This window comes from Bradyrhizobium sp. WSM1253, from assembly GCF_000244935.1.
GTDB classification, from domain to species: domain Bacteria; phylum Pseudomonadota; class Alphaproteobacteria; order Rhizobiales; family Xanthobacteraceae; genus Bradyrhizobium; species Bradyrhizobium canariense.
Genome location: NZ_JH600073.1, coordinates 503,026 through 529,274 on the forward strand (window position 1 = coordinate 503,026; position 26,249 = coordinate 529,274).

Below are 26,249 nucleotides of genomic sequence, written 5' to 3' on the forward strand. Positions count from 1 at the left end.
TCCTGCTGGGCCTCCTTGGGGGCCGCCGGATCAGATCGCGCTGACAGGAGAGAGAATGCCGCGGATCGGATCCAGCGGCAAAGACGATGATCTCAAACGCGATCGACCGCCCAAACCGCTAAAGAGCGGCGGCGGCGGGCGAACAAAATGGTCGCGGCGTTGATCATGGCGGGCGGCTATAAGGCCAGATCGGCGAGCCGTCAAGGTATTGGAACCGGTCATTCCGGGCTGCCGTAGCCAAGAGAGGGGGCCGGTGCGCTCGATCGGCTGGCCTGCACTCGCCGTCGCTACCACCTGGCCATGCCGAGCTGGCTGAAGAGAATCTCCCAAAAGGAACCTGCGCGGGTTAGCTCGTATAAATGGGCGCTTGCCTGGCCGTTTCCAAGATTGGACGCCTTGCTGTACCACTTGATCGCCTGCCGGGTGTCCTTGGACACGCCCGTGCCGCTCTCATACGCCCACCCCAGATTGTATTGGGCCAACCCGTCGTTCTGATCAGCGGCCTTGCGCAGCAAGGATATACCCTTGGCGAGATCCTGCGGCACGCCTTCGCCTTTGATGTGCAAGAGGCCCAGACGTGTTTGCGCGAACGTCAAGCCCTGGTCAGCCGCCTTCGAAAACAGATCGAAAGCCAAAGAGAAGTCTTGGGGAACGCCGCGTCCGTCCCAGTACATAGCTGCAAGTCGGGATTGGCTAAAAGCGTTCCCCTGATCCGCCGCCTTGGCGTACCAGTCGGCCGCCTGCTTCTCGTCGCGAGCTGTACCCAGGCCCATCTCATAGACGTACGCAAGATTCTCCTGGCCGTAGGCATCGCCCTGTTCGGCAGACAGGCGAAACCATTTGATGGCCTCCGCGCTATTGCGCTTAGTCCCACTTCCGTTCCGGTACATCGCTCCCAGATAGAATTGCGCACGTGCGCTTCCGATTTCAGCCAGCGGCTTCAAGCGCTCCATCGCGCGTTCAAAATCATGCGCAAGATATGCGCTCACGCCGTCCTTGAAGTCGGCGCTGACGTCGATGACCGAGGATCCGCCTTTCGAGGTCACGCCGATCAGCCCGTACTTGAACTCGTCAAGCTTATCGAACCCTTTCTCGATTGCCGGAGCAAACTCTGCCGGACAGACCGGCGCATCGAGTGTAAGGCGAAGAACTGCGTTGGAACGAATGGTTCGGCCATCGAGGTCAATGGTACCACTTACGTCAATCCGGCCGTGAACGTCTCCGTAGCCTGTCCTGCCCTCGAAAGTCGCCGAATAGACGACCGGCGCCGGTTTTTCGTAGAAGAAAGTGTTTTCGGGAATCGTGAGCGAAGCGGCCTCGCGGTATTCCATCGGCCGACAAACAAACGGCCGCCCGCTCGCCTGGCGCGCAACCAACCGCAAGAGCGATTGCCTTGGATCCGTCAAAGGCAACATCCTGACGCGCGTGGGCCGATCAACTTCGAGGGCTTTGCTGATCTGAAATGTTGACGTGATGGCGTAGTTGTCCGTCAGCTCGCGCGGATTGGGGTAAGTATAATCACCGGTGCCGGTCAGGCCGGCCTGCTCGATCAGCCGGCTGGCGGCCATCCGCCGATCCGCATCATCCAAGCCCTGCGCGACCACGCGTCCTAATTGTGCACCGACGCCTGTCCCGGACAGGATCGACCGGACCTCGCGCTTCCCGTCCTTGCCAAGGACGTAGTCCGTTTCCGCGGCCAGCCGGAAGCGCGCCGGCTCGGTCATGGGGATGCGGCCCAAGGCACCTCTGTCGATGTTGAGGACCGGCTTGCCCGCAAGCTCCGGCGGCAGCGATCCGAAGGCAAAGAGAGAGGCTGTCGGATCGAGGTACTGGTCAATCTCCGGGACGTAAGCGATCGCGTGGTCAAAATTTGGCGTCGCCACTTCGGTGAGCATGTACCTTGCGTCCGAGTTCACCGCGACCAGATTGGCTTCTATGCCCTGGGCGGCGAGCAGCGCCTTGAACAGTGTCGCGTGCGCCTTGCAGTCGCCATAGCGCGACGCAAGCACGGCCGAGGCGGGCTGAGACGTCCAGCCGCCGTCCTCGAGGCCAATGCCGACGTAGCGGATATTACGGGCCACCCAATTGTAGATGCGCTCGATCTTCGCGCGTGCGCCGATGGCGTCGCCGACGATCTCCTGCGAAAGTCGTGTAATCCTCTCATCCGGTCGCGCCATGGGGGCGTTGCGGGAGTTCAGCGTCGCCGCGAAAGCGGAATAGTCAGCAAACGTGCTCACCTCGAAACGCTCTGCACCCGCGAGAGTCTCCTCGTCGATCTGCCGGGGTCTCGGCGCGTCTCGCCGGAAACGCACCCGATGGATGATCCGATCGTTCACTCTCTCTTCATGGTGCTCGACGTTGCGCAATGCGATCCGCAGCGGCCTGGATGCCGGTCCGTCAACGGTCACTTCGAGTAACTCGGGTGGCTGGTTAGCCGGCTCGCTCCAAAAGCGCGCAAACTCACCCGGAAATCTCGGCTGCTTGGCCTTGTAGACCAGACGCCCGCGGATGCTGTCGCCGGGAGCAACATGCGGAAAGGCGATGATCCTGTCGCGCACCTCGTCGAAATAGGGAGATGAGGAATCTGTCGATGCCGGTTGATCGCGAATGGCGCGCTGATCCACCGCGACCACGCCGCCGTCTGCCTTGAGAGTGGCAAGCTCGATTGACGTCAAATCGTCAAAATAGCTGTTGTATTGAAAACGTTGCTGCGCGATGGCTGCTGCGCCCTTCTCGTCGAGCGCCTTGATTTCGAACTCGAAGACCTCGGTGCTGAGCCCGTTCTCATCGAAGCTAACGGCATCGCGGGCCACCGTTCGGCGCCAGCCCGGGTCGATCCAGCCGGGCCTACCGTCGCTATCCGGTGACTCGGCGGCACGCAGTTTCATGCACGGCGACGAGAGTAGCGATGCTGCCAGAAAAGCTGAACAAATTCGTACGATCATATGCTGAGCGCTCGGCCGTCAGGTCGGCAGCTCAACTAGCAGGTGAAAATTACCAGCCGCACTCTCGGAAAGAACAACTTTTAAGTTTCTCCACGACCTTCCAAGCCGCGCGCTTTGTCACACCACGCGCCAGAGCCATTCCATGATCTTCGCGATCACGTCGCCGAACAGCAGCAGCGCCGCCGACCAGATCAGCGCCGAGACGAAATTGGCGGCCTGGAAGCTCCAATAGGGCATCTCGAAAATGCCGGCTGCAAGTGGCACGGAGGCACGCAAGGGGCCGAAGAAGCGTCCGATGAAAATGCTCGGCACGCCCCAGCTGCGCACGAAAGCCTCACCCCTGGGCAGGAGTTCCGGATAGCGCGAGAGCGGCCACATCTGGGCGACATGCTCCTTGTAGCGATAGCCGAACCAGTAGGAGACCCAGTCCCCGAGTGCTGCGCCGATGCCGCCGGCGATCCAGACCGGGTAGAAGCTGATGCCGCTCACCCCGATCAGCGCGCCGATCGCGACCAGCGCGCCCCAGGCCGGGATCAGCAGCGAGATGAACGCGAGTGACTCCCCGAAGGCGAGCACGAACACGATGGGAGCTGCCCACGTCTGATGAGCGCGCACGAAATCGGCCAGCGCGTGCGCAAACTGCTCCATTCAAAATAGCCTTTCCGCCCTGCCCGAAGGTGCTGCTCGATGAAAAGGACTGGTAAGCCAAGGACTTGTGTGACATCAAGTCACAAAGTCCGGTCCAGACCGGACCGGACCGTCACATTGCCGGGAACTGGTGGGGCTGCGGCGTAAAATTGCCGGGATTGGCTCCCAACCACACCGCCCGGCCCGCCCTGCGATAACCTTTCAAGGTCAGAAGTGGCATAGTCGGCCCAACCGATTCGCCGCTCATGCGGCCCTCAAAGCGCATAAAGATATATGTCCAAGCAGTTGAAGCCCAAAGCAAAAGACGATTTTTTCGGCGGCGATGAGCCGAAGCCCCGCGCCGCCAAGGCAGCCCCGCGCGCGGGCGGCGCCGAGGCCGACTACACGGCAGCCGACATCGAGGTCCTCGAAGGTCTGGAACCGGTGCGCCGCCGGCCCGGCATGTATATCGGCGGCACCGACGAGAAGGCGCTGCATCACCTCTTCGCCGAAGTTATCGACAACTCGATGGACGAGGCGCTGGCGGGGCACGCGACCTTCATCGGAGTCGAGTTGAGCGCGGACGGCTTTTTGACCGTCACAGACAACGGCCGCGGCATCCCGGTCGATCCGCATCCAAAATTTCCGAAGAAGTCGGCGCTCGAAGTCATCATGTGCACGCTGCACTCGGGCGGCAAGTTCGACTCCAAGGTCTACGAGACCTCGGGCGGCCTGCACGGCGTCGGCATCTCCGTGGTGAACGCCCTCTCCTCGCTGCTCGAGGTCGAGGTCGCGCGCAGCCAGAAACTGTATCGCATGACGTTCGAGCGCGGGCACCCGAAGGGCAAGCTCGAGGATCTCGGCAAGATCAACAACCGCCGCGGAACCCGCGTGCGCTTCAAGCCGGACACCGACATCTTCGGTGCCAAGGCCGCGTTCAAGCCGCAGCGCCTGTTCAAGATGACGCGTTCGAAGGCGTATCTGTTCGGCGGCGTCGAGATCCGCTGGAATTGTGCGCCCGAACTGCTCAAGGGCGTCGACGACGTGCCGGCGGAAGCGACGTTCCACTTTCCCGGTGGCCTCAAGGACTATCTGGCGGCGGCGATCCATGCCGACACGCTGGTGCATCCCGACATCTTCTCCGGCAAGTCGGGCCGCAACGGCGCGCATGGCGCCTGCGAATGGGCGGTGGCCTGGACCGCGGATGCCGACGGCTTCCTCTCCTCCTACACCAACACCGTGCCGACGCCTGACGGCGGCACGCACGAATCCGGCCTGCGCAGCGCGCTGCTGCGCGGCCTCAAGGACCACGCCGAACGCGTCGGCCAGGGCAAGCGCGCGTCGTCCATTACGTCTGAAGACGTGATGGTGGGTGCAGCCGTGATGCTCTCGGTGTTCGTGCGCGAGCCTGAATTCCAGGGCCAGACCAAGGACCGTCTCGCCACCGCCGAAGCGCAGCGCATCGTCGAACAGGCGATGAAGGATCCGTTCGACCATTGGCTGTCGGGCAATCCGAACCAGGCCAACAGGCTGCTCGACTTCGTGGTCGACCGCGCCGAGGAGCGGCTGCGCCGCCGGCAAGAGAAGGAGACCGCGCGCAAGACCGCCGGCAAGAAGCTGCGTCTGCCCGGGAAGCTCGCCGATTGCAGCGATGCCGGTCTGGACGGCTCGGAACTCTTCATCGTCGAGGGAGACTCGGCCGGTGGCAGCGCCAAGCAGGCGCGCGACCGCAAGACCCAGGCTGTGCTGCCGCTGCGCGGCAAGATCCTCAACGTCGCGTCCGCCGGCAAGGACAAGCTGACGGCAAACACGCAGCTCGCCGACCTCGTGCAGGCGATCGGCTGCGGGATGCTCGCGCAGTATCGCGAAGAGGATTTGCGCTACCAGCGCATCATCATCATGACGGACGCCGATGTCGACGGTGCCCACATCGCTTCGCTGCTGATCACCTTCTTCTATCGGCAGATGCCGCGGCTGATCGACGAAGGCCACCTCTTCCTCGCCGTGCCGCCGCTCTACAAGCTGACCAACGGCACGAAGTCGGTCTACGCCCGCGATGACGCGCACAAGGCGGCGCTGATCAAGAGCGAGTTCAACGCCAACGCCAAGGTCGAGGTCAATCGCTTCAAAGGCCTCGGCGAAATGATGCCGGCACAGCTCAAGGAAACCACCATGGATCCGGCAAAGCGGACCATGCTGAAAGTGGTTCTGCTCGCCGACGACCGCGACACCACGGCGGATTCGGTGGAGCGCTTGATGGGCACCAAGGCCGAAGCGCGCTTCGCGTTCATCTCGGACAAGGCCGAATTCGCCAATGACGATTTGCTGGACGTCTGATCCGCAAGCGCTACCCGGTCGTATCCCATCCAGAGCCCCGGCATGAAGCCCGGGGCTCTTTTGTTTTTGGGGACGACAACCGCTCTTTCCCGCCGATCCTGCCCGCCGATCCTGCCCGCCGATCCTGCCCGACCATCCTGCCAACGGTCCGCCTCGATTTCGGTGATTCCCTGCCTCGTCGCATCGCGACTCGGCCAACGACTCACCCAGTCAGGCTGATGCAGGATTGCCTCCGTTTCGGACAAAGCCGGATTCACTAACGAGAAGTTACCAAGATACAAATCGCAAAATTCGGCGTATCACTTTGATAATGCAGGATTATTGTATACTTCGACAGCGACACTCGGAATCCTTGCCGTGCGGCGTTTCCCGGCAACTGTGCCTGCTCTGCAACAGCATTTCGGAGAGAAGCAGGTATAGTCCGGGACATCAGATGACACGGACTTCAGTGCGCTCGCGCCTGCCAGACAGACCAAAGCTTGGGGATTTTAAGATGAAGAAGATTTTGCTCGCACTGACCGCGGTTGCCGCGATGACCGGTTCGGCCTCGGCCGCTGACCTTGGCGCCCGTCCCTACGTGAAGGCCCCGATGGCAGCGCCTGTCGCCAGCTGGACCGGCTTCTATCTCTTCGGCGGCGCCGGCGGCGGCCTCTCGGCCGCTGACCAGCGCGTGCAGACCACGGTCGGCGCAGTTCCCCTGACGATCGATCAGCGCCAGGGTGGCTCGGGCTGGTTCGGCACCGTCGGTCTCGGCTACGACTGGCAGTTCAGCGGCACCTGGGTCGCCGGCGTATTCGCTGACGGTCAGTTCGGCAGCATCCGTGCTACCATCCAGGATCCGATCGCTGGCATCACTGGCAACCAGAAGCTGGAAGATTCCTGGGCCGCTGGTGTCCGCCTCGGCTGGCTGGTCGCTCCGAACGTTCTCTCCTACGTCAACGGCGGTTACTCGGGCGCTCACTTCGGCCAGACCAACTTCATGACCCTGGCCGGCGTGCCCGCCGGTATCCATCTCAACAGCTACAACCGCAATGGCTGGTTCGTCGGCGGCGGCGTCGAGAACAACCTGAACATCTTCGGCATCCAGTCGCCCGGCTGGTTCATGAAGACCGAATATCGCTCGGCCTTCTACAACGCCAAGACCCAGAACGAACTGTTCGATGCTGGCAACGTCCTTGTGGGCCGCGACATCCGCGCCAACACCTGGAACCAGACGATCTCGACTTCGCTGGTCTACCGCTTCAACTGGACCGGCCCGGTCGTCGCGAAGTACTGATCTGATCTGACCTAATCTTCAGACGTCAAAGCCCCGGCATCGCCGGGGCTTTTTCGTTGTACGGTGCTTCAGCGGACCTTGCGTGGACATGCATTCACCCTGCGGCCTGCATCAGCAGCCATTGTATCCCGACCACGGCTACGGCTAGTCTCCCGGCAAGTTTTCGGGCCGCGGCCATCGTCATGCTGCGGCACGACAGAGCGGACCAATGGGGAGGAATGCATGCGCAGATTTCTGCTTGTAGCAGGCCTGTTTGCCCTTGCCGTCGGGCTGCTCTGGATCGGACAGGGCACGGGCACCGTCGCGTGGCCGCGATCGAGCTTCATGGTCAACCAGTTGCAATGGGCCGGCTATGGCGCAGCCATGGCCGGCTTCGGGCTGGTGCTGATCTGGCAGAGCAACCAATAAAAGAAACCAGGGAATAGCAGCATGACATCCAGTCGGTTCGATCTCCGCGGCAAGGTCGCGATCGTCACGGGAGGCAATGGCGGCATCGGGCTCGGCATGGCCCGTGGCCTCGCCGACGCCGGCGCCAACATCGCCGTGGTCGGACGCAACGAAGCCAAATCTACCGCCGCCGTTGCCGATCTCAGTCAACGCGGCGTGAAGGCGATCAGTGTTCCCACCGACGTCACCGACAAGGCGGCCATCGCCGCGATGGTCGAGCGTGTCGTCGGGGACCTCGGCCGCATCGATATCCTCATCAACAATGCCGGCATGAGCATCCGCAAGCCGCCGCACGAGCTCGAGCTCGACGAGTGGAATACGGTGATCAACACCAACCTCACCAGCGCCTTCCTGTGCTCGAAGCTGGCCTATCCGGCGCTGAAGGCGTCCGGCAACGGCAAGGTGATCAACATCGGCTCGATGATGTCGATCTTCGGCGCGAGCTTCGCGACGGCCTACGCGGCGAGCAAGGGCGGCATCGTTCAGTACACGCGCGCCTGCGCCAACGCATGGGCGCCCGACAACATCCAGGTCAATGCCATCCTGCCGGGCTGGATCGACACTGACCTGACCCGCGGTGCGCGGCAGCAGGTATCGGGATTGCACGAGCGGGTGCTGGCACGCACGCCTGCGGGGCGGTGGGGCGACATCGACGATTTCGCCGGCATTACCGTGTTCCTTGCCTCGTCCGCCTCTAACTTCGTCACCGGCACCGCGATCCCCGTCGATGGCGGGTTCTCGGTGATGGCGTAGATCGTACGCGATAAACCTGCACACAAAAAAGAAGCCCCGGACAATGCCGGGGCTTTTGAATTTGGGTAGTGATCGTCTTTTATGGCTGCTTGGTCGTTCGTTGACCCACTCAGTAGCGGGCGATGACTGGCGCGTCGAACTTGTAGCTGGCGCGCACGACGGCCCACTGGATGTCGCGCGGCTTGGCATCGAAGCTGTAGTTGCCCGACGTGCCGCCAAGTTGATAGGTCTGGCTGGCGAAGGCTGCGTAGTTGTATTCGAGGCCGACGATCCAGTTGCGGGTGATGCCGTATTCCCAGCCGGCACCGACGGTCCAGCCGTTGGCCCAATGGGTTTGACCGCCGGAACCGGTGGCCGGACCGACCGTATCGGTGACCGACAGACGGTTGTTCACGCCGGCATAGCCGCCTTTGATGTAGAACAGGTTGTTCTGCACGGCGAAGCCCGCGCGACCGACGACGGTGGCAAGCACATTGGCGCGCCAATCAAAGACGTTGCCGCCCGGAGCAAATGCCGTGTTCACGACCGTGCCCTTGTTGTCGAGGCCGGAGATCGTGCCTTCCATACCGAAGACGTAATTGTTGGCCTGCCAGTTGTAGCCGATCTGGGCGCCGCCCATGATGCCGGCGCTGCGCTGACGGTAGCCCTGCCCCAGGGTCAGATCGCCGAACGGCGCGCCGGTCCCGTTGTTGATGAACTGCTCGTTGGTCCATGCGCCGCCGATGTGGCCGCCGACATAGAAGCCGGTCCAGTTGAACATCGACTCCATATAGGCCGGCGCCTTCGTGTAGCGCGCGCCGAGATCGGCGGCGGAAGCGGCGCCCGTCGAAACCAGAGCGGTCGTGCAGGCGAAGGCGGCAATCAACTTGGTACGCATGGTACACCCCGTGTCCTTTGATGGGTGCACGCTCACACGCAGGTCTTACTCAAATTTGAATCAAGACAGTTAAGACGCCGGATTGGCAAGCAGCGCGCCTTCAATCCATCTGAACTGTTGTACGCAGGCAACGCCCTGAGCGCGATTTAACGCCGCGTTATCCCTACCGGGTCCTTGCGCTACCGTGCCGCCGCAGCCTTCGACTGCACGTGCTCGGGCCGGACGCCAAGCGCGATCAGGCGCGCCGGAATGCCCTGGAGCCACGGCAGCGCGGTGATCAGGCGCACGATCAGCGGCACTTTCAACGGCCGGTCGCCGCCTCGCAAGGCGCCGCTGATGATGTTGTTCTGCACGATCATCTGCATTCGCTGCGTCATCTTCACCGGGAATTCGCGGCGACGGCGCACGGCGTCGAGCTCGTTCTCCGACGGACAGCCGTGCTGCAGCTTGTCCGCCAGCAAATTTGCGGTCGCGACCGCATCCTGCACGGCGAGATTGACGCCGACGCCGCCGACTGGCGACATCGCATGGGCGGCGTCGCCGATGAGAAGCAGGCCCGGCTGCGTCCAGCGCTTCAGGCGGTTGATCGCAACGGTCAGCAGCTTGAAATCGTCGAAGCTCTTCACGTCGGCAATGCCGTTCTTCAGGATCGGCGCCATGCGGACGACCTCGTCAAGCAGCGCCTGCAATCCCCTCGCCTTCACCGCGTCGTATTGTCCCTTGGCGATGACATAGGCGCACTGCCAATAGTCGCCGCGGTCGAAGGTGATCATCATCTTGCCGGGCTCGACGCGCGCGAACACGTTCTCGGTCTCGTTCGCCTTGCGGCCGACGCGAAACCACAGCACGTCCATTGGCGCGCCGATCTCCTCGACCTCGAGGCCGGAATGCTGTCGCACGGTCGAATGCCGGCCGTCACAGGCGATGGTGAGATCGGCTTCGACGTCCACGATGCCGTCAGGCGTGTTCGCCCGCACGCCGGCGATGGTCTCGCCGTGGCGGATCAGATCGACGGCCTCCGTGTTCATCATCACCTTCAGCGAAGCGAAGCGCTGGCCGGCCTCGCGCAGGAAATTCAGGAAATCCCATTGCGGCATGAAAGCGATGAACGGGTACTTGGTGCGGAGGCGGCTGAGATCGGCGATGCGAACGGGGGTACCGCCGAACAGGCCGTCCATCTTCTGCAAGCGCTGATGCGGCAGCTTCAGAAATCCGTCGATCAAGCCGAGCTCGTCCATCACCTGGAGTGTCGAGGGATGCACGGTGTCGCCGCGGAAGTCGCGGAAGAAATCCGCATGCTTCTCCAGCACCACAACATCGATGCCGGCGCGCCCGAGGAGATAGCCGAGCATCATGCCGGCCGGTCCGCCGCCGACGATGCAGCACCGCACTTTCAACGAAGAGCCCTGGGGATGCTGCGAGGTATCGGGTTTCACGGCCGGGCCCTCATTTACGGGTCAAGGTTTCTGTGCAGTGCAGCAAGCAAGATTCATTTGCCGCGATTGTGAATGGCCGTTAGCCTTGCCACCAATTCCGACTGATTCAGGACATGGCAGTGCAGACAATCCTCATACTGCTCGGCGTCTGGATCCTGATCAACGTGCTTTTCGTCTTGATCATGATCGCACCGCGCAGGCCGCCGCTTGCGCCGGTGCGCATCGAACAGAACGGTTATCCGTACGAGGAGTAGGAGAAGTTCCTGCTGCGCCGCGTCATCATCTCGATCGCGATGGGCGCGTTCTTCTTGCCGACTCCGCCCTTGATCGAGGCCGTCAAGCGCTTCATCAGGAAGCGCCGCGAATAGCTACGGCGGACGCGTCCTGCTCGACACCTCAATTGTTGCTGCGGTTCGCGCTGCGGAAGCTCTTGATCTCCGACACGCTGCCGTCGCGATAGGTCAGCTCCACCGAGATGAACTGCGTTGCCGGCGCGAGCTTCATGTAGAGCGGCATGCCGGCGCTGATCGCGCTGGGATCGCGCATGTCGCAGCCCGGCATCTTCAAGACCTGGTTCGGAACGGCGGTGTCGATGCCGATGCGCACCTCGCGGATGGCGCAGCGGTAGGACACGAGGTGCGTGTAGTAGACCAGCAGCCCGTTGAACTCGCGGAATGACAGCCAGCTCGTCGCGGTCATGTCGAGGATCTTGCGCTGGTCGCGGATCAGCGCGGCTTCGGGATCGAACCTGATCGGGAACGGGCCCTGCATGTCACCGGACTGGTCGACATAGCGGACCTCGATGGTGCCGGCTTGCGCGTCCGGCGGCAATTCGATCGACGGGTTCGGCATTCTCTTGCGCGTGCGCGGGTCGAGCGTATCGATGAAGCCGGTTTCGCGGAAGTCGCCATTGCCGGCCATGCGCCAGGAAACGCCGAGGGTCGGATCGGCAAAGGAGAACACCACGCTCCAGCCGCCATTGTGGCGCGAGAAGCTCGCGATCGGCGCGTTGGTGGTCTCCTCCTTCGGCACGCGCGGCACCGAGACCGGTGGCAGCGCCGCGAGCTTCTGCGCCGGCGGATCGGCCGGGCGCGCGGCGGCATCCTTCGCGACGCCGCCGAGGAAGACGTCATCGACCATCTGATCGAAATAGACCGGCACTTGCCTGTGCTTGACGGTGTCGGCCATCTCGCTGACGAGACGGCGCGTACGCTGCGCCACTTGCACCAGGTTCTCGCCGGGCTGGAGCAGTTCCTTGGCGAAGGTGCGCGTAAACACCGAATTGGGATTGGCGTCGTCATTGGAGAGACGGTCGAGCGCGGTCTGGCGCGGGCCCGCGGAGAAGACCGAGAACACGCCTTCGGGCAGCTGCACCATCGGGGCAAGCCCGCCGCCACCGGCGACGGCGCGGGTACCCTTGCGCTCGAACGGGTTGTTGCGGCAGGCGTCGAACACCAGGATCGAGGTTCGCGCCTTCTTGTTCTGGAGGCGCTCGACGATGCGATCGGCCAGGATGGAGGCGTCACGCACCAGCTCTTCCTGCCCTTCCGTGGCCGCCGGCACGTCCGTCGGCAACAGGTAGTTCTGGCCTGCGATTTCGAAGCCGTGGCCGGCATAGAAGAAGAACGCGGTGTCGCCGGGCTCGATCGTCCGATCGAACGCGAGCAGCGTCTCCGAAAATTGCTGCCGGCTCTGGTTTTCGGCGACCATCACCGAGAAGCCGAGCTGCTTTAGCGTATCGCCCATGGTGCGGGCGTCGTTGACCGCCTTGAGCAGCTTCGGAACGTTCCTGTAGTCGTTGTTGCCGACGACGAGCGCAACGCGCTTCTCGGCACAGGCGGGAAGCGCGAAACCGCTGAGGCCGGCCGCGAGGCCAAGCGCTGCCAGTACTCTGAAAAGCCGACGCGTCATCGAAAATCCCTCAAGAACAGCCCACGCCGGTTCCTTCGAACAGCGGTTCATGGGAACCGCGTCGTTGATGTGATAGTCGGCCCAGCCATAGCGCTGGTTCAACAGCCCTGAGGACTCAGGTTCTGTCGTCTAGCCTATGGCAGATCCCGCTGGAATCTGCTTTTTCTCAATCAATTCTTGTGGGCAATTCCGCTGGAAGCGAGGGGCCGCCGTGTATCGCTGGTGCACCGACGAGGTCGAGCCGCACGACCGCTTCGACTTTTGGCGCGAGGTGCGCGCCAAGGGCCTGTTCGGCGTCACCGCCGAACTCGAGCGCGAACGCCGCGCGGACTTCTTCGGCGAATTCTCGCTGCGCCAGCTTGGCGGAGCCGGCCTCGTCGAACTGAAGGCCTCGCACTACACGGTCGAGCGCAGCCTGACCGACATCGCTCACGCGCCGGGCGACAGCATCTGCGTCTATCAGCAGCTTGGCAGCGGCGGCTGGTTCGGCGGCATGCGCGGCAGCGATTTCACGATCGCCAATGGCAGCTTCGCCACCAGCCATACGGACCTGCCCTATCGCACGACGCCCCTCGGCGCAGGAGGCTTCCACCTGCGGATCCTGAAGATTCCCGTGATCGGCCTCTCCACGCAGGACAAGCGCATGCGCGAGCTGGCGCCCCGGACGTTCGACGATTCCACCCTGGCGCCCCTGCTTGGCGCCTGCTTCGCCGATCTCGGTGCGGTTGCCGCAGGTGACGACGGCGCCGCCGATGCCGCTTCCCTCGTCCAGGCTTTAGCCCATCTGGCGTTGATCGAGCGCGGCATCCTGCGGTCCAGCGGCCGCCTCGGGCAGGCCGCGCTGCGGACCGCCCGGCTCTCGCACGCACGGCGCCTGATCGCGCGCCACCTGCAAGACCCAAATCTGGCGCCGACCATGGTGGCCGACCTGCTCGGCATCTCCGTGCGTCACCTGCACATGCTGTTCGAAAGCGCGGCCAAGAGTTTCTCGCAAACCGTGACGGAGGAACGCCTGAACCGGAGCCGCCGCTTGATGCGCGAAGCCCCGGACCGGTTGATCGCCGACATCGCGACCTCCTGCGGCTTCGACAGCCTCGCGACCTATTACCGGGTCTTCAACGCCGCCTACGGGATGGCCCCCGGCGACTTCCGGGCCCAAGGTTCGGAAGGGCGTTAGCCGACGTTTGGACAGCTCCGGCCGATCGCCGGATTGGGCGGAAAACCGCAGCCTCGCCCGCTATTTGGGCGAAAACCTCAGGTTTTTTAGGGCCTTCCCGCGCCTGCTCCATTGACTTTGGCCGATTCCCGCCTATGTTCCGTGGCGACGCGGCTCAGATCGAAGAGCGATTCCTGAGCCTGGCGCTTTGTTCGCGTGAGTCAGCACCCCCAGCTTCTTTGAGAGCGCGCCGTTTCGGGGTGGAACGCGACAGCCTTATTACCCTCGATTCCGAACGGCGGTTTCGACCAGAGGCTCAATGTCTTTTACCCATCTCGGACTATCCGAAAAAGTCCTCGCCGCAGTGGCGGCCACCGGTTACACCACCCCCACCCCCATTCAGGAACAGGCGATCCCTCACGTCCTCGCTCGCAAGGACGTGCTCGGCATCGCCCAGACCGGCACCGGCAAGACCGCGGCCTTCGTGCTGCCGATGCTCACCATTCTCGAAAAGGGCCGCGCCCGGGCGCGCATGCCGCGCACCCTGATCCTCGAGCCGACCCGCGAACTCGCGGCGCAGGTGAAGGAAAACTTCGACCGCTACGGCGCGGGCCAGAAACTCAACGTCGCCCTCCTGATCGGCGGCGTTTCCTTCGGCGACCAGGATGCCAAGCTGACGCGCGGCGTCGACGTGCTGATCGCAACTCCCGGCCGCCTGCTCGACCACACGGAGCGCGGCGGCCTGCTGCTCACCGGCGTCGAGCTGCTCGTCATCGACGAAGCCGACCGCATGCTGGACATGGGCTTCATTCCCGACATCGAGCGCGTCTGCAAGCTCGTCCCGTTCACGCGGCAGACCCTGTTCTTCACCGCGACCATGCCGCCGGAGATCCGGCGCATCACCGAAACCTTCCTGCACAATCCGCAGAAGGTCGAGGTATCGAAGCCCGCCACGACCGCTGTCACCGTTACGCAGTGCCAGGTCCCGGCCGGGCGCGAGGCGCACGAGAAGCGCGAGCTGCTTCGCCGACTGCTGCGCGAGGCCAAGGATCTCCAGAACGCGATCATCTTCTGCAATCGCAAACGCGACGTCGCCGTCGTTCACAAATCGCTGCAAAAGCACGGCTTCAGCGTCGGTGCGCTTCATGGCGACATGGACCAGTCGGCCCGCACGGCGGCACTCGAGCAGTTCCGCAAGGGCGAGCTGCCCCTCCTGGTCGCGTCCGACGTCGCCGCCCGCGGCCTCGACATCCCCGAGGTCAGCCACGTCTTCAATTTCGACGTTCCCCACCATCCCGACGACTATGTCCATCGCGTCGGCCGCACCGGTCGCGCAGGCCGGTCCGGCATGGCGATCTCGCTCGTTACGCCGCTCGACCAGAAGTCGATGGTGGCGATCGAGAAGCTGATCGGCCAGAGCATTCCGCGCGCCGAAGGCGATTTCGAAGTCCGCACCGATGCATCCGATGCGAGCGAGCGTCCGCGCGAGCAGCGCGGCCGTGAACGTTCACGCGGCGGACGCGGCAAGCCGCAGCGCGGTCGCGATCGTGAACGCAGCCATGAGCCGCGCGAACCACGTGGCGAGGCACAGCCTTCTGCCGAAGCACGGTCCGTTCCCGAGGCAAGGCCCGCTTCCGAAGCAAAGCCCGCGCGCGAGGCAAGACCTTCGCGTGAAGCAAGACCTTCGCGTGAAGCCAGACCTTCGCGTGAGGCAAGACCTCCGCGCGAAGCCAGGCCAGCATCCGAGCCGCGTGACGGTGCGCGCCAGCAGGCCAATCCGTCGCATGTGCCGTCGATCGGCCGTCCCGAGCCGCGCCGCCAACGCGAGGCCGACAGCGAGCCGGGCGACCACTCGCATCTGCCGGCATTTCTGCTGCGTCCGGTTCGCTCCCCCGCCGGCGCCTGAAGCACGATACGCGCCCGGCTTTGGTTGAAACCAAGCTGGCGCGCACTTTTTCGGATGCATTCGTGGACGTATATTTACGGGGCGTTCACGATCGTCCGTTAGCCTACGAACATAATTCATAATTTAAGTATTGCTGCGGTCGCCGGCACGCTGATCGCTGTGGGGTATGTTCCGTGGTCAAGGTGCTCGACGAACACGAACGCACGATGGCGTTCGCCGAGGTAGCGCTCGGTCAGATCCGATCGCTACGGCAGACGGCAATTCCCCGCAATTACGAGATCTGGTACGTCTACGCCACCGGCTACAACGCTCCACTCAACAAGATCATCAACGAGACGCTGGCGCGGAGCGGCAAGCTCACCGAAGCCGATCTCGATCAGATCTACGAGACCTACCTCTCCCACATCAAGACTACCGACCGCATCGACAAGGTCGGCGCGCGCGTCATCGGCGAGATCGACGACGTGATGAAGGTCCTCGGCGACGCGCTCGGGATGACCGGCTCCTACGATGCCAGCCTGTCGGGCGCGACCGAAAAGCTGTCATCGGCCAAGAGCCGCGAGCAGCTCAAGTCGATCGTCGAGACGCTGCTGCATTCGACCCGCGAGATGCGCGAGACCAACAAGGCGCTGGAAGACCGGCTGACGCTGTCGAAGAGCGAGATCAGCAACCTCCAGCAGAGCCTGGAGGCGATCCGCGCAGAGAGCCTCACCGATCCGCTGACGGGGCTCGGCAACCGCAAATATTTCGATCGCATGATCGACATGGCCGTGGAAGGCGCGCTCGCCTCCGGTGAGCCGCTGTCGCTGCTGCTGGTCGACATCGATCATTTCAAGTCGTTCAACGATTCCTACGGTCATCTCACCGGCGACCAGGTGCTGCGGCTGGTCGGCCTGTCGCTGAAGCAGACCATCAAGGGCCAGGACATCACCGCCCGCTATGGCGGCGAGGAATTCGCGGTCGTGCTGCCCAACACCGCGCTGCGCCAGGCCCTCACGGTGGCCGATCACATCCGCCGCGCGGTGATGGCCAAGGAATTGAAAAAGAAGTCCACCGGCGAAATCCTCGGCCGCGTCACCATCTCGGTCGGCGTCTCCATGCTCAAGCCGGGCGACGACACCGATGCGCTGATCGAACGCGCGGATGCCTGCCTCTACGCCGCCAAACGCAACGGCCGCAACTGCGTGATCTGCGAGGCCGATCCGGAATTCGCAGTCGAGACACACAACCGGGTGGCGTGACGCCGAAGCCACGCACCGCCACCCGCGCTTGACATTCTGACCGGACAAACGACATCTCTCTCGCCGCCTTGAGGGGTCCGCCCGCGAGCATCCGGAGGACTTGTCGTCTTGCCCAACCCGCATGATTTTCACACGCCGCAACCGTCCTACACGAGGGATGAGCTGCTGAGATCGAGCGAGGGCGGCTATTTCGGCCCGGGCAATGCGCAATTACCGGCGCCGCCGATGCTGATGATGGATCGCATCACGGAGATCAGCCTGGACGGCGGCGAGTTCGGCAAGGGCCATATCGTCGGCGAGTTCGACATCGCGCCGGGCCATTGGTTCTTCGATTGCCACTATCGCGGCGATGCCACGATGCCGGCCTCTCTGGGGCTGGATGCCATGTGGCAGATGGTCGGCTATTGGCTGGGATGGTCGGGCTCCCCGGGCAAGGGCCGCGCCATCGGCGTCGGCGAGGTCGCGTGCACGGGCGAGGTCACGCCGAACGCGCAACGCGTGCGCTACGAAGTCTCCATGAGGATGGTCCGGCGCGGCAAGCTGGTGCTCGGAATTGCCGACGGTCGCGTGCTGGCCGACGGCATCTGCGTCTTCACCGCCACGGACATGCGGGTTGGTCTGACCAAGACCGTGGAGTGAAGTCGCAGGGTGAGGCAAAGCGAAGCGTGCCCACCATTACAGGTCGCAATCGCGGGAAGATGGTGGGCACGGCGCTAAGCGCCTTTGCCCACCCTACGAACCGCCTTCTTGATTGTTCGTTTATTCGCCGGCGGCTTCTTCGCAACCTTCTTCGCCGCCTTCTTGAGCTTGGGCCGCTTCTTCACCTTGGCGCGCTGGGCGGCGGCGAGCGCGGCCCTCGCCCATTGCGAAAGCTCCTCGGAATCGTCGAACAGCCGAGCCGGCAGCTCCCAATAGGAGTTCACCACCACGGTCTTGGCGCGGGTCGCGTATTGGAACGGCTTCGAGCCTTCCGCTTCAAAATCCGGGATGGTCACCTCGTCGGCGCGGAAAAACAGGCCCGCGCGCAAGGCCAGCGCGAAATTGACGCCGTCGGCGGAGATGCCGTAGCCGGAGAACATTTTTCGGATGGCGACGGGGCCGAAATCGGCGAACAGGTCGATCAGGAATTCGCGGTTCATGGCAGGCTTCCCGGGGCGAGCAGCCCAGCGTTCATACCACCGCCGTCATTGCGAGCGAAGCGAAGCAATCCAGGCTGTCGACGCGGAGACAGCCTGGATTGCTTCGTCGCAAGTGCTCCTCGCAATGACGGAAAAACTACCCGTCGATCTGCGCCGGGCGCAGCTCGACCGACTCGCCGCAGCCGCAGGCGGAGATCTGGTTGGGGTTGTTGAAGACGAACTGGGCCTGCATCTTGTCGGCCTTGTAGTCCATCTCGGTACCGAGCAGGAACAGCACGGCCTTCGGATCGACCAGGATCTTGACGCCCTTGTCCTCGACGACCTCGTCGGTCGGGCGAACATCATGGGCGTATTCGACCGTGTAGGACTGGCCGGCGCAGCCGCCGTTCTTGACGCCGACGCGCAGGCCCACAATCTCGGAATCGGCGCGCTGGGTCAGCTCGTTGATGCGCTGGGCAGCAGCATCCGTCAGCCGCATCACTTGTGGGCGCGGCCGCCGCGGTTTCGGAGTGGATGCTGGTGTCGAGCCCGACGATATCTGTGTCATGTCAATGATGTGGTCCGTTGCCGAGCGAATTCAATGCCAAGGATCTAACGAGTATCTAAAGCCAGGGTTACGCGTCACCACATGTTGAGCACGAGGCGGGCCTCGTCGCTCATGCGTTCCGGCGTCCAGGCCGGCTCCCAGACCACCTTGACGTCGACCACGCCGACGCCGGGAACGCTGGCGACCGCGTTCTCGACCATGGTCGGCAGCTCGCCGGCAGCCGGGCAGTTCGGCGTCGTCAGCGTCATTTGCACGTCGACCGAGCGATCGTCCTTGATCTCGACCTTGTAGATCAGGCCGAGCTCGTAGATGTCAGCCGGGATTTCCGGGTCGAACACGGTCTTCAGCCCGGCGATGATCTCGGTGGTGAGACGCTCGGTCTCCTCAGGCGGCAGCGCCGACTGGGTTTCCATCGGATTGGCTTTGATTTCGGCCGTGTCACTCATGCGAACAAATCCCGCGCCTTCAACAGCGCCTGTGCCAGATGATCGACTTCTTCTCGCGTATTATACATGCCGAACGACGCCCGGCATGTGGCCGTGACGTTGAACCGCTCTAAAAGCGGCATCACGCAATGGGTGCCGGCGCGCACCGCGATGCCCTGGCGGTCGATCACGGTGGCGACGTCATGGGCGTGCGCGCCCTTGAGCTCGAAGGAGATCACCGGGCCCTTGCCCCGCGCCGTCCCGATCAGCCGCAGCGAGTTGATCTCGCGCAGCTTGTCCTGGGCGTAGGTGACGAGATCGTGCTCGTGCGCGGCGATGCGCTCCTTGCCGATCGAATTGACGTAGTCGATGGCGGCGCCAAGCCCGACCGCCTCGACGATCGCCGGCGTGCCGGCCTCGAATTTGTGCGGGGGATCGCCGTAGGTGACGACGTCGCGCGAGACCTCGCGGATCATCTCGCCGCCGCCGTTAAACGGGCGCATCGCGACCAGGTGGTCGTACTTGGCCCAGAGCACGCCGATGCCGGTCGGACCGTAGACCTTGTGGCCGGTGAAGACGTAGAAGTCGCAGCCGAGGTCCTGGACGTCGACTGGGATATGCACCGCGCCCTGGCTGCCGTCGACCAGCACGGGAATGCCGCGGGCATGGGCGATCTTCACGACGTCCTTGACCGGAACGATGGTGCCGAGCGCGTTCGACATCTGCGTGATCGCGACCAGCCTGGTCTTCGAGGTCAGCAGCTTTTCGAATTCGTCGATGAGGAAATTGCCCTCGTCGTCGACCGGGGCCCATTTGATCACGGCACCATGGCGTTCTCTGAGAAAATGCCAGGGCACGATGTTGGAGTGGTGCTCCATGATCGAGATAACGATCTCGTCGCCTTCTTTGATGTTCGGCTCGCCCCAGGACGAGGCGACGAGGTTGATCGCCTCGGTCGCGTTGCGGGTGAAGATCACTTCCTCAGGTCGCGGCGCGTTAATGAACTGCGCCACCTTGATGCGGCCGCCCTCATAGGCCTCGGTCGCGGCATTGGCGAGATAATGCAGGCCGCGATGCACGTTGGCGTATTCGGAGGTATAGGCCTGCGTCATGCGATCGAGCACGGCGCTCGGCTTCTGTGCAGAAGCCGCGTTATCGAGATAGACCAGCGGCTTGCCGTAGATCTGCATGGCCAGCGCCGGAAAATCTTCGCGCACGCGCGCAACGTCGTAAGAGCCGTTCTTGACTGCCGGATGCATGCTCATTGGCGCCGCTCCAGCCAGCGCTCGGCAATGCCGATCACGTGCTCGCGCAGATCATCGTCGGCGATCTGCTCGATCGCCTCGCCGACGAAAGCCTGGATCAGCAGCGCCTGGGCCTGCTTCTCCGGCAGGCCGCGCGCCTTCAGGTAGAACAGCAGGCTGTCGTCGAGCGCGCCGGCGGTGGCGCCATGGCCGCAAGAGACGTCGTCAGCGAAAATCTCGAGCTCGGGCTTGTTGTCGGCTTCCGCTTCGTCCGAGAGCAGCAGCGCGCGGATCATCATCTTGCCGTCGGTCTTCTGTGCGTCGGGACGAACGATGATACGGCCCTGAAACACCGAGTGCGCACGGTCGTCGATCACGGCGCGGAAGACTTCCCGGCTGACGCAGTTCGGCACGGCGTGGTCGACCACCAGGGTGGTGTCGCCATGTTCGGTCTTCTGCAACAGGTTCACGCCGTTAACGGAGAGCTCGCTGCCCTCGCCCGCCAGCGTGATGAAGCCTTGCAGGCGGCTGACCGCAGCACCGGTGGTCATGTTGAAGAAATTGAGCTTCGTGTTCGCACCGACCGTGACGAACTGCGAGGTAATGTTCACCGCATCCGGCGAATCGTCCATCAGGCGGATATGCGCGACATCGGCGTTGTCGCCGACCCAGAGGATGACGGCGTCGTTGACTTGATAGGCGCTCGTCTTTCCAGCCGCGACGAAGCTTTCGATGATCGTCGCCCGGGCGCCCTTGCCGATACGCAGATGCGAGCGCGTGAACGACGAGGCCGAAGATGCGGTCGCGACATGAATAAGTTGGACCGGGGCGGACGGCTGCGCGCCATCAGCGACCGAGATCACCACGCCGTCGGTCGCCATCGCCGCATTGAGCGAGATCACGGCGTCGCTTGAAATGGTCTGCAGGAGATCGGCGGCGGCGGGATTGGCCTTGTTCTCCAGCACCTCACGCAACGTCTTGACGCTCACCTCGGAGCCAAGCGCCTTCAGGTCCGACAAATCGGCCGCGAACACGCCGTCGACCAGCACCAGCTTGCGGGCGCCCGCGATCGCATGCGCCTTCACGGCGTCCGCGGCACGCTTCAACGCAGCCGCATCGGGTGCAGCCGCCAGCGGCAGCACCTCGCCGACCAGCGCGCGCAGATCGGTGTATTTCCATTCCTCGATCCGGCGGTGCGGCAGGCCGAGACGCTCATAGGTCTCGAACGCCTCGCGACGCACCGCGATCACGGAAGGCGAACCCGGCAGACGGCCTGCGGCGCTGGCGAAGAGATCGCTCACCGCGCGGCCATTTCCGGTCTTTGCCACAGCAACGTTCATCGCAAAATTCCTTACGCGGCGTCCTCGAACTGGGCGTAGCCGGACGCTTCCAGCTCCAGCGCCAGTTCCTTGCCGCCGCTCTTCACGACACGGCCCTTCGACATCACGTGCACGATGTCGGGGACGATGTAGTTCAGCAACCGCTGATAGTGGGTGATAACGACCATCGCGCGCTTGGGCGAATGCAGCGCGTTGACACCATCGGCCGCAATGCGCAACGCGTCGATGTCGAGGCCGGAATCCATCTCGTCGAGGATGCACAGGCTCGGCTCAAACAGCGCCATCTGCAGCACCTCGTTGCGCTTCTTCTCGCCGCCGGAAAAACCGACATTGACGCCGCGCTTGAGCATGTCCTGCGGGATGTTCAGCGACTTCGAGACTTCGCGGACTTTCTTCAAAAAGTCGGGCGTCGAATATTCGCTCTCGCCGCGCGCCTTGCGCTGCGCGTTCAGCGCGGTACGCAGGAAATTCATGGTGGAGACGCCGGGGATCTCGACCGGATACTGGAACGCCAGGAACACGCCCTTGGCGGCGCGCTCGTTGGGGGCCATCGCGAGCAAATCTTCGCCCTTGAACAGGATCTCGCCGTCGGTCACCTCGTAACCCGGCTTGCCGGCGATGACGTGGGACAGCGTCGACTTGCCGGAGCCGTTCGGCCCCATGATCGCGTGGATCTCGCCCTCGTTCACGGTCAGCGTCAACCCGTGGAGGATCTCACGTTCCTCAACACGAACCTTGAGGTCTTTCACTTCGAGCAAAGCCATATCTTGTTTCCATCTATCTCCTCATCCTGAGGAGCGCCGCAGGCGCGTCTCGAAGGATTAAGGCCAACAATCTTTTCGTATCCATCCTTCGAGACGGCCGCTTACGCGGCCTCCTCAGGATGAGGTCGGCGCTAGCCGACCGATCCTTCAAGCGAGATCGAGATCAGCTTCTGCGCTTCCACCGCGAACTCCATCGGCAGTTGCTGCAGCACGTCCTTGACGAAGCCGTTGACCACGAGGCCGACCGCCTCCTCCTGCGTGAGGCCGCGCTGGATGCAGTAGAACAGCACGTCCTCGGAGATCTTCGACGTGGTGGCCTCGTGCTCGAACGTCGCCGACGAGTTCTTGGCTTCGATGTAGGGAACGGTGTGCGCGCCGCATTTGTCGCCGATCAACAGCGAATCGCAGGCGGTGAAGTTGCGCGCGCCGGTCGCCTTACGATGCGCCGTGACGAGGCCGCGATAGGTGTTCTGCGACTTGCCGGCGGCGATGCCCTTGGAGATGATCCGGCTCGACGTGTTCTTGCCGAGATGGATCATCTTGGTGCCCGAGTCGACCTGCTGATAGCCGTTCGAGATCGCGATCGAGTAGAATTCGCCACGCGAATTGTCGCCGCGCAGGATGCAGCTCGGATATTTCCAGGTGATCGCCGAACCGGTCTCGACCTGGGTCCAGGAGATCTTGGAATTGTTGCCGCGGCAATCGCCACGCTTGGTGACGAAATTGTAGATGCCGCCCTTGCCTTCCGAATTGCCGGGATACCAGTTCTGCACCGTCGAATATTTGATCTCGGCGTCGTCATGCGTGACGAGCTCGACCACGGCTGCGTGCAGTTGGTTCTCGTCGCGCTGCGGCGCGGTGCAGCCCTCGAGATAGGAGACGTAGGAGCCCTTGTCGGCGATGATCAGCGTGCGCTCGAACTGGCCGGTGTTGCGCTCGTTGATGCGGAAGTACGTCGACAGCTCCATCGGGCAGCGCACGCCCGGCGGCACGTAGACGAACGAACCGTCCGAAAACACCGCCGAGTTCAGCGTCGCGTAGAAATTGTCCGAGGTCGGCACCACGGATCCCAGATATTTCTGCACCAGCTCGGGATGCTCGCGGATCGCCTCCGAGATCGGCATGAAGATCACGCCGGCCTTCTTCAGCTCCGCCTTAAAGGTGGTCGCAACCGAAACCGAATCGAAGACGGCATCGACCGCGATCTTGCGACGCGTGGGATCTTCCTCGCCGGGCTTCGGCTCGACGCCTTCGAGCATGGCGACTTCCCGCAAGGGAATGCCGAGCTTCTCGTAGGTCTTCAGAATCTCTGGATCGATCTCGTCGAGCGAGGTGATCGTCTTCTTCGGCTTCGGCGCCGAATAATAATAGAGGTCCTGGAAGTCGATCTTGGGATAATCGACGCGCGCCCAGGTCGGCTCGGTCATGGTTAGCCAGCGCCGATAGGCTTCGAGCCGCCACTGGAGCATCCAGGCGGGTTCGTTCTTCTTCTCGGAGATGAACTTGACGGTCTCTTCCGACAGCCCCTTTGGGGCCTTGTCGGACTCGATCAGGGTCTCAAACCCATAACGATACTGATCGACGTCGATGCGCTTCACGCGCTCGACCGTCTCTTGCACGGCTGGCATTCTATCCTCCGCTCGCGGTTTCAAGGACCGCGGTGGATCATCAAACTCGGACGACTATTACGATGTTTCTTGGCGGGAAGCACGCGCTTAGAACCGTTCAAGCCGTGTTTCATCGCTTATCCCTTAAGTAGGGTATTACCGAGCTTTCGCCAAGCCTCTAACGCCCTGTTGATGTCATCCGGCTCCGTGGACCAGCCCAGACTAAGACGCACCGCTCCTTGGGCGACGGTCGGATCATACCCCATTGCCGACAACACGTGGGACGGCTGAACCTTGCCCGAGGAACAGGCAGAGCCTGAGGACACGGCGACGCCTTCGAGGTCGAAGCCGATCACCGCGGTCTCGGCCTTAAGGCCGGGGGCGGTGAACAGAACGGTATTTGGCAACCGCTTGACGTCACTTGAGAAGACCGTTGCGCCGGCCATGGAGCGAATGCCATTTTCCAAGCGATCTCTGAGACTTGCCATCCGCGCTGCATCCTCCGACAAAGCCTGAAGGGCGACCCGCACCGCTGCCCCGAAGCCGGCAATGCCGGCGACATTCTCGGTTCCCGCGCGCCGGTTCATCTCCTGCCCGCCGCCCCGCAGCAACGGCTCAAGCCCGGCCACGCCCTCGGCCGCGACCAGCGCGCCAACACCCTTGGGACCGCCGATCTTGTGTGCAGAAAAGGTCGCAAGGTCTGCGCCGATAGCTTTGATATCGAAAGGGATTTTTCCAAACGCCTGGATTGCATCGACGTGCAGGAGGCCGCCAGCCGCGTGAACGATTGCCGCGGCCTCGGCGATAGGCTGCAGCGCGCCCGTCTCATTGTTGGCCGCCATGATGGAGACCAGCGCCGGCGGGCCGTCGCCGAGCAGCGCCTTCAAATCGTCGAGGTCGATCACGCCGGAGCGCGTAACCCTGACCTGACCGATCCTATCGGCCGGGAACCGGCCGCCCGCCAGCACCGACGCATGCTCGACCGCCGAGACTAGGAGCCGCTCAACAGGCCCGCCAGAAGGCCCTCGAAGGCCCGGCGACAGCGCCAGCGCGTTGGCTTCGGTTCCCGCGGAGGTGAAAACCACGTTCCGCGGCAACGCGCCGACGGAGGTCGCAAGCAGGGCCCGCGCGTCCTCGACAAGCCGTCGCGCCTCGCGCCCCTCGGCATGAACCGAGGAGGGATTGCCGATGAGCTCGGAGGCTGCGAGCATTGCGCTTCGGGCCTCGGGACGAAGCGGCGTGGTCGCATTCCAGTCGAGATAGATGCGGCTCGGCATAGACTACTATATTACCTGCGATCGTGGTTGTTGCGCCAGCGCTGGTACCCGACATGGGCTCCCCTGGAGCACTTGGCAATCTCGATTCCGGATTCCCCATCGCGCGACGGAACGGCCATGACGCTAACATCTTGAGCCGATTGCGGGATGTTCAAGATGCTTGCTTTTTGACCCTCGCCTCATGTTAGAACGCGCGCGTCAGTTCGCCGCGCGCCGCTCGCGCATCATCCGAGGGCGCCGCTCCACCCTTCCATTCGCGGCTTGATCGGCCCAGCAGCCGATGAAATCCGCACAATCGGTTGATTGTTGAAGAGCGTCTTCAAGGGATCAATCAAGAGATCATCATGCCTGAAGTTATTTTCACCGGCCCCGCCGGCCGTCTCGAAGGCCGCTACCATCCGGCCAAGCAGAAGAACGCGCCGATCGCGATGGTCCTGCATCCGCATCCGCAGTTCCACGGCACGATGAATCATCAGATCATCTACCAGTGCTACTATGCGTTCGCGCATCGCGGCTTCTCCGTGCTGCGGTTCAATTTCCGCGGCGTCGGCCGCAGCCAGGGCTCGTTCGACCACGGCACTGGCGAATTGTCGGACGCGGCCGCGGCGCTCGACTGGGCGCAGACCATCAATCCCGAAGCGCGCGCCTGCTGGGTTGCCGGCTTCTCCTTCGGCGCCTGGATCGGCATGCAGTTGCTGATGCGCCGCCCGGAGGTCGAGGGCTTCATCTCGATCGCGCCGCCCGCCAACCTCTACGACTTCTCGTTCCTCGCGCCCTGCCCGTCCTCTGGCCTGATCGTGCATGGCGAGAAGGACGCGGTGGTGCCGCCCAAGGACGTCAACACGCTGGTCGAGAAGCTGAAGACGCAAAAGGGCATCGTGATCGACCAGCAGGTCATCCCCGGCGCCAACCACTTCTTCGACGCCAAGCTCGAGCCGCTGATGGAAACCATCACCGCCTATCTCGACATGCGCCTCGCCAACGTGCGCTGAGC

At 63.2% G+C, this 26,249-nt stretch carries 23 protein-coding genes; 10 read left to right on the forward strand and 13 right to left on the reverse strand.

All coding sequences use genetic code 11. The features are described from left to right. Positions 1 to 287 precede the first annotated feature (287 nt). Together BRA1253DRAFT_RS04315 and BRA1253DRAFT_RS04320 are read right to left on the reverse strand one after the other, a co-directional pair. A complete protein-coding gene (locus tag BRA1253DRAFT_RS04315; protein WP_007591533.1) occupies positions 288 to 2,888 on the reverse strand; it encodes a DUF3857 domain-containing protein in 2,601 nt (866 codons plus the stop codon). Positions 2,889 to 3,062: 174 nt separating this feature from the next. Next, on the reverse strand, positions 3,063 to 3,593 hold the full coding sequence (locus tag BRA1253DRAFT_RS04320) for a DedA family protein (protein ID WP_007591534.1): 531 nt from the start codon (positions 3,591 to 3,593) through the stop codon (positions 3,063 to 3,065). A gap of 273 nt (positions 3,594 to 3,866) precedes the next feature. Here BRA1253DRAFT_RS04320 and parE point away from each other — a divergent pair, with 273 nt between their 5' ends. The 4 genes from parE (at position 3,867) to BRA1253DRAFT_RS04340 (ending at position 8,385) form a co-directional block, all read left to right on the forward strand. Further along, the gene (gene parE / locus BRA1253DRAFT_RS04325; RefSeq protein WP_007591536.1) at positions 3,867 to 5,909 is read left to right on the forward strand and encodes a DNA topoisomerase IV subunit B; all 2,043 of its coding nucleotides are present in this window, start codon (positions 3,867 to 3,869) and stop codon (positions 5,907 to 5,909) included. Positions 5,910 to 6,402: 493 nt separating this feature from the next. Continuing rightward, positions 6,403 to 7,185, forward strand: coding sequence for an outer membrane protein (locus BRA1253DRAFT_RS04330; RefSeq protein WP_007591537.1), 783 nt, complete (start codon positions 6,403 to 6,405; stop codon positions 7,183 to 7,185). A gap of 222 nt (positions 7,186 to 7,407) precedes the next feature. Next, positions 7,408 to 7,593 carry a hypothetical protein gene (locus BRA1253DRAFT_RS04335; protein ID WP_007591540.1) on the forward strand — a complete coding sequence of 62 codons (186 nt, stop codon included), beginning with the start codon at positions 7,408 to 7,410 and terminating at the stop codon, positions 7,591 to 7,593. A gap of 21 nt (positions 7,594 to 7,614) precedes the next feature. Beyond that, a complete protein-coding gene (locus tag BRA1253DRAFT_RS04340; protein WP_007591541.1) occupies positions 7,615 to 8,385 on the forward strand; it encodes an SDR family NAD(P)-dependent oxidoreductase in 771 nt (256 codons plus the stop codon). A 109-nt stretch (positions 8,386 to 8,494) separates the two neighbouring features. On the opposite strand, the gene BRA1253DRAFT_RS04345 is transcribed toward BRA1253DRAFT_RS04340, so the two are convergent. Together BRA1253DRAFT_RS04345 and BRA1253DRAFT_RS04350 are read right to left on the reverse strand one after the other, a co-directional pair. After that, entirely contained in the window at positions 8,495 to 9,262 is a 768-nt protein-coding gene (locus BRA1253DRAFT_RS04345) for an outer membrane protein (RefSeq protein ID WP_007591542.1), read from the reverse strand. A gap of 179 nt (positions 9,263 to 9,441) precedes the next feature. After that, entirely contained in the window at positions 9,442 to 10,698 is a 1,257-nt protein-coding gene (locus BRA1253DRAFT_RS04350; protein ID WP_007591543.1) for an FAD-dependent oxidoreductase, read from the reverse strand. Between the two features lie 113 nt (positions 10,699 to 10,811). Between BRA1253DRAFT_RS04350 and BRA1253DRAFT_RS45040 the strand changes: the two genes are divergently transcribed. Continuing rightward, positions 10,812 to 10,952 (forward strand): hypothetical protein, encoded by a 141-nt coding sequence (locus BRA1253DRAFT_RS45040; protein WP_245285860.1) that lies wholly within the window; start codon positions 10,812 to 10,814, stop codon positions 10,950 to 10,952. Between the two features lie 142 nt (positions 10,953 to 11,094). Here the strand turns inward: BRA1253DRAFT_RS45040 and BRA1253DRAFT_RS04360 are convergent, their stop codons facing one another. Further along, positions 11,095 to 12,609 carry a caspase family protein gene (locus BRA1253DRAFT_RS04360; protein ID WP_007591545.1) on the reverse strand — a complete coding sequence of 505 codons (1,515 nt, stop codon included), beginning with the start codon at positions 12,607 to 12,609 and terminating at the stop codon, positions 11,095 to 11,097. 211 nt (positions 12,610 to 12,820) lie between these two features. On the opposite strand from BRA1253DRAFT_RS04360, the gene BRA1253DRAFT_RS04365 reads away from it, so the two are divergent. The 4 genes from BRA1253DRAFT_RS04365 (at position 12,821) to fabA (ending at position 17,551) form a co-directional block, all read left to right on the forward strand. Next, positions 12,821 to 13,786: a helix-turn-helix transcriptional regulator gene (locus BRA1253DRAFT_RS04365; protein ID WP_007591546.1), complete on the forward strand. Its 966-nt coding sequence runs from the start codon at positions 12,821 to 12,823 to the stop codon at positions 13,784 to 13,786. Between the two features lie 298 nt (positions 13,787 to 14,084). Further along, entirely contained in the window at positions 14,085 to 15,671 is a 1,587-nt protein-coding gene (locus tag BRA1253DRAFT_RS04370; protein ID WP_007591547.1) for a DEAD/DEAH box helicase, read from the forward strand. A gap of 173 nt (positions 15,672 to 15,844) precedes the next feature. Then, positions 15,845 to 16,912 carry a GGDEF domain-containing protein gene (locus BRA1253DRAFT_RS04375; RefSeq protein ID WP_007591548.1) on the forward strand — a complete coding sequence of 356 codons (1,068 nt, stop codon included), beginning with the start codon at positions 15,845 to 15,847 and terminating at the stop codon, positions 16,910 to 16,912. Between the two features lie 108 nt (positions 16,913 to 17,020). Further along, on the forward strand, positions 17,021 to 17,551 hold the full coding sequence (gene fabA / locus BRA1253DRAFT_RS04380; protein WP_007591549.1) for a bifunctional 3-hydroxydecanoyl-ACP dehydratase/trans-2-decenoyl-ACP isomerase: 531 nt from the start codon (positions 17,021 to 17,023) through the stop codon (positions 17,549 to 17,551). A 74-nt stretch (positions 17,552 to 17,625) separates the two neighbouring features. Here fabA and BRA1253DRAFT_RS04385 read toward each other — a convergent pair whose 3' ends face one another. From BRA1253DRAFT_RS04385 to BRA1253DRAFT_RS04420, 8 genes are all read right to left on the reverse strand, one after another. Continuing rightward, positions 17,626 to 18,051 carry a TfoX/Sxy family protein gene (locus tag BRA1253DRAFT_RS04385; RefSeq protein WP_007591550.1) on the reverse strand — a complete coding sequence of 142 codons (426 nt, stop codon included), beginning with the start codon at positions 18,049 to 18,051 and terminating at the stop codon, positions 17,626 to 17,628. Between the two features lie 136 nt (positions 18,052 to 18,187). Next, entirely contained in the window at positions 18,188 to 18,598 is a 411-nt protein-coding gene (locus BRA1253DRAFT_RS04390) for an iron-sulfur cluster assembly accessory protein (protein ID WP_081747958.1), read from the reverse strand. Between the two features lie 74 nt (positions 18,599 to 18,672). Then, complete coding sequence (locus BRA1253DRAFT_RS04395) at positions 18,673 to 19,044, reverse strand: SUF system Fe-S cluster assembly protein (RefSeq protein ID WP_007591551.1); 372 nt, start codon at positions 19,042 to 19,044, stop codon at positions 18,673 to 18,675. Continuing rightward, complete coding sequence (locus BRA1253DRAFT_RS04400) at positions 19,041 to 20,288, reverse strand: cysteine desulfurase (RefSeq protein ID WP_007591552.1); 1,248 nt, start codon at positions 20,286 to 20,288, stop codon at positions 19,041 to 19,043. Before BRA1253DRAFT_RS04400 ends, BRA1253DRAFT_RS04395 begins: the two co-directional genes overlap by 4 nt. Further along, entirely contained in the window at positions 20,285 to 21,607 is a 1,323-nt protein-coding gene (sufD, locus tag BRA1253DRAFT_RS04405; protein WP_007591553.1) for a Fe-S cluster assembly protein SufD, read from the reverse strand. Before sufD ends, BRA1253DRAFT_RS04400 begins: the two co-directional genes overlap by 4 nt. A gap of 11 nt (positions 21,608 to 21,618) precedes the next feature. Next, positions 21,619 to 22,371, reverse strand: coding sequence for a Fe-S cluster assembly ATPase SufC (gene sufC / locus BRA1253DRAFT_RS04410; RefSeq protein ID WP_007591556.1), 753 nt, complete (start codon positions 22,369 to 22,371; stop codon positions 21,619 to 21,621). Between the two features lie 131 nt (positions 22,372 to 22,502). Next, positions 22,503 to 23,999: a Fe-S cluster assembly protein SufB gene (sufB, locus tag BRA1253DRAFT_RS04415; protein WP_007591558.1), complete on the reverse strand. Its 1,497-nt coding sequence runs from the start codon at positions 23,997 to 23,999 to the stop codon at positions 22,503 to 22,505. Between the two features lie 116 nt (positions 24,000 to 24,115). Next, on the reverse strand, positions 24,116 to 25,255 hold the full coding sequence (locus BRA1253DRAFT_RS04420; RefSeq protein WP_007591560.1) for a cysteine desulfurase family protein: 1,140 nt from the start codon (positions 25,253 to 25,255) through the stop codon (positions 24,116 to 24,118). Between the two features lie 344 nt (positions 25,256 to 25,599). Here BRA1253DRAFT_RS04420 and BRA1253DRAFT_RS04425 point away from each other — a divergent pair, with 344 nt between their 5' ends. After that, positions 25,600 to 26,247 (forward strand): alpha/beta hydrolase, encoded by a 648-nt coding sequence (locus BRA1253DRAFT_RS04425; RefSeq protein ID WP_007591562.1) that lies wholly within the window; start codon positions 25,600 to 25,602, stop codon positions 26,245 to 26,247. Positions 26,248 to 26,249 lie beyond the last annotated feature (2 nt).

What these genes read in the sequence shown, in the direction of transcription:
- BRA1253DRAFT_RS04315 (WP_007591533.1), bottom strand. Translation starts at nt 2,888, where the DNA reads ATGAAACTGCGTGCCGCCGAGTCACCGGATAGCGACGGTAGGCCCGGC.
- BRA1253DRAFT_RS04320 (WP_007591534.1), bottom strand. Translation starts at nt 3,593, where the DNA reads ATGGAGCAGTTTGCGCACGCGCTGGCCGATTTCGTGCGCGCTCATCAG.
- parE (WP_007591536.1), top strand. Translation starts at nt 3,867, where the DNA reads ATGTCCAAGCAGTTGAAGCCCAAAGCAAAAGACGATTTTTTCGGCGGC.
- BRA1253DRAFT_RS04330 (WP_007591537.1), top strand. Translation starts at nt 6,403, where the DNA reads ATGAAGAAGATTTTGCTCGCACTGACCGCGGTTGCCGCGATGACCGGT.
- BRA1253DRAFT_RS04335 (WP_007591540.1), top strand. Translation starts at nt 7,408, where the DNA reads ATGCGCAGATTTCTGCTTGTAGCAGGCCTGTTTGCCCTTGCCGTCGGG.
- BRA1253DRAFT_RS04340 (WP_007591541.1), top strand. Translation starts at nt 7,615, where the DNA reads ATGACATCCAGTCGGTTCGATCTCCGCGGCAAGGTCGCGATCGTCACG.
- BRA1253DRAFT_RS04345 (WP_007591542.1), bottom strand. Translation starts at nt 9,262, where the DNA reads ATGCGTACCAAGTTGATTGCCGCCTTCGCCTGCACGACCGCTCTGGTT.
- BRA1253DRAFT_RS45040 (WP_245285860.1), top strand. Translation starts at nt 10,812, where the DNA reads ATGGCAGTGCAGACAATCCTCATACTGCTCGGCGTCTGGATCCTGATC.
- BRA1253DRAFT_RS04360 (WP_007591545.1), bottom strand. Translation starts at nt 12,609, where the DNA reads ATGACGCGTCGGCTTTTCAGAGTACTGGCAGCGCTTGGCCTCGCGGCC.
- BRA1253DRAFT_RS04370 (WP_007591547.1), top strand. Translation starts at nt 14,085, where the DNA reads ATGTCTTTTACCCATCTCGGACTATCCGAAAAAGTCCTCGCCGCAGTG.
- BRA1253DRAFT_RS04385 (WP_007591550.1), bottom strand. Translation starts at nt 18,051, where the DNA reads ATGAACCGCGAATTCCTGATCGACCTGTTCGCCGATTTCGGCCCCGTC.
- BRA1253DRAFT_RS04390 (WP_081747958.1), bottom strand. Translation starts at nt 18,598, where the DNA reads ATGACACAGATATCGTCGGGCTCGACACCAGCATCCACTCCGAAACCG.
- BRA1253DRAFT_RS04395 (WP_007591551.1), bottom strand. Translation starts at nt 19,044, where the DNA reads ATGAGTGACACGGCCGAAATCAAAGCCAATCCGATGGAAACCCAGTCG.
- BRA1253DRAFT_RS04400 (WP_007591552.1), bottom strand. Translation starts at nt 20,288, where the DNA reads ATGAGCATGCATCCGGCAGTCAAGAACGGCTCTTACGACGTTGCGCGC.
- sufD (WP_007591553.1), bottom strand. Translation starts at nt 21,607, where the DNA reads ATGAACGTTGCTGTGGCAAAGACCGGAAATGGCCGCGCGGTGAGCGAT.
- sufC (WP_007591556.1), bottom strand. Translation starts at nt 22,371, where the DNA reads ATGGCTTTGCTCGAAGTGAAAGACCTCAAGGTTCGTGTTGAGGAACGT.
- sufB (WP_007591558.1), bottom strand. Translation starts at nt 23,999, where the DNA reads ATGCCAGCCGTGCAAGAGACGGTCGAGCGCGTGAAGCGCATCGACGTC.
- BRA1253DRAFT_RS04420 (WP_007591560.1), bottom strand. Translation starts at nt 25,255, where the DNA reads ATGCCGAGCCGCATCTATCTCGACTGGAATGCGACCACGCCGCTTCGT.
- BRA1253DRAFT_RS04425 (WP_007591562.1), top strand. Translation starts at nt 25,600, where the DNA reads ATGCCTGAAGTTATTTTCACCGGCCCCGCCGGCCGTCTCGAAGGCCGC.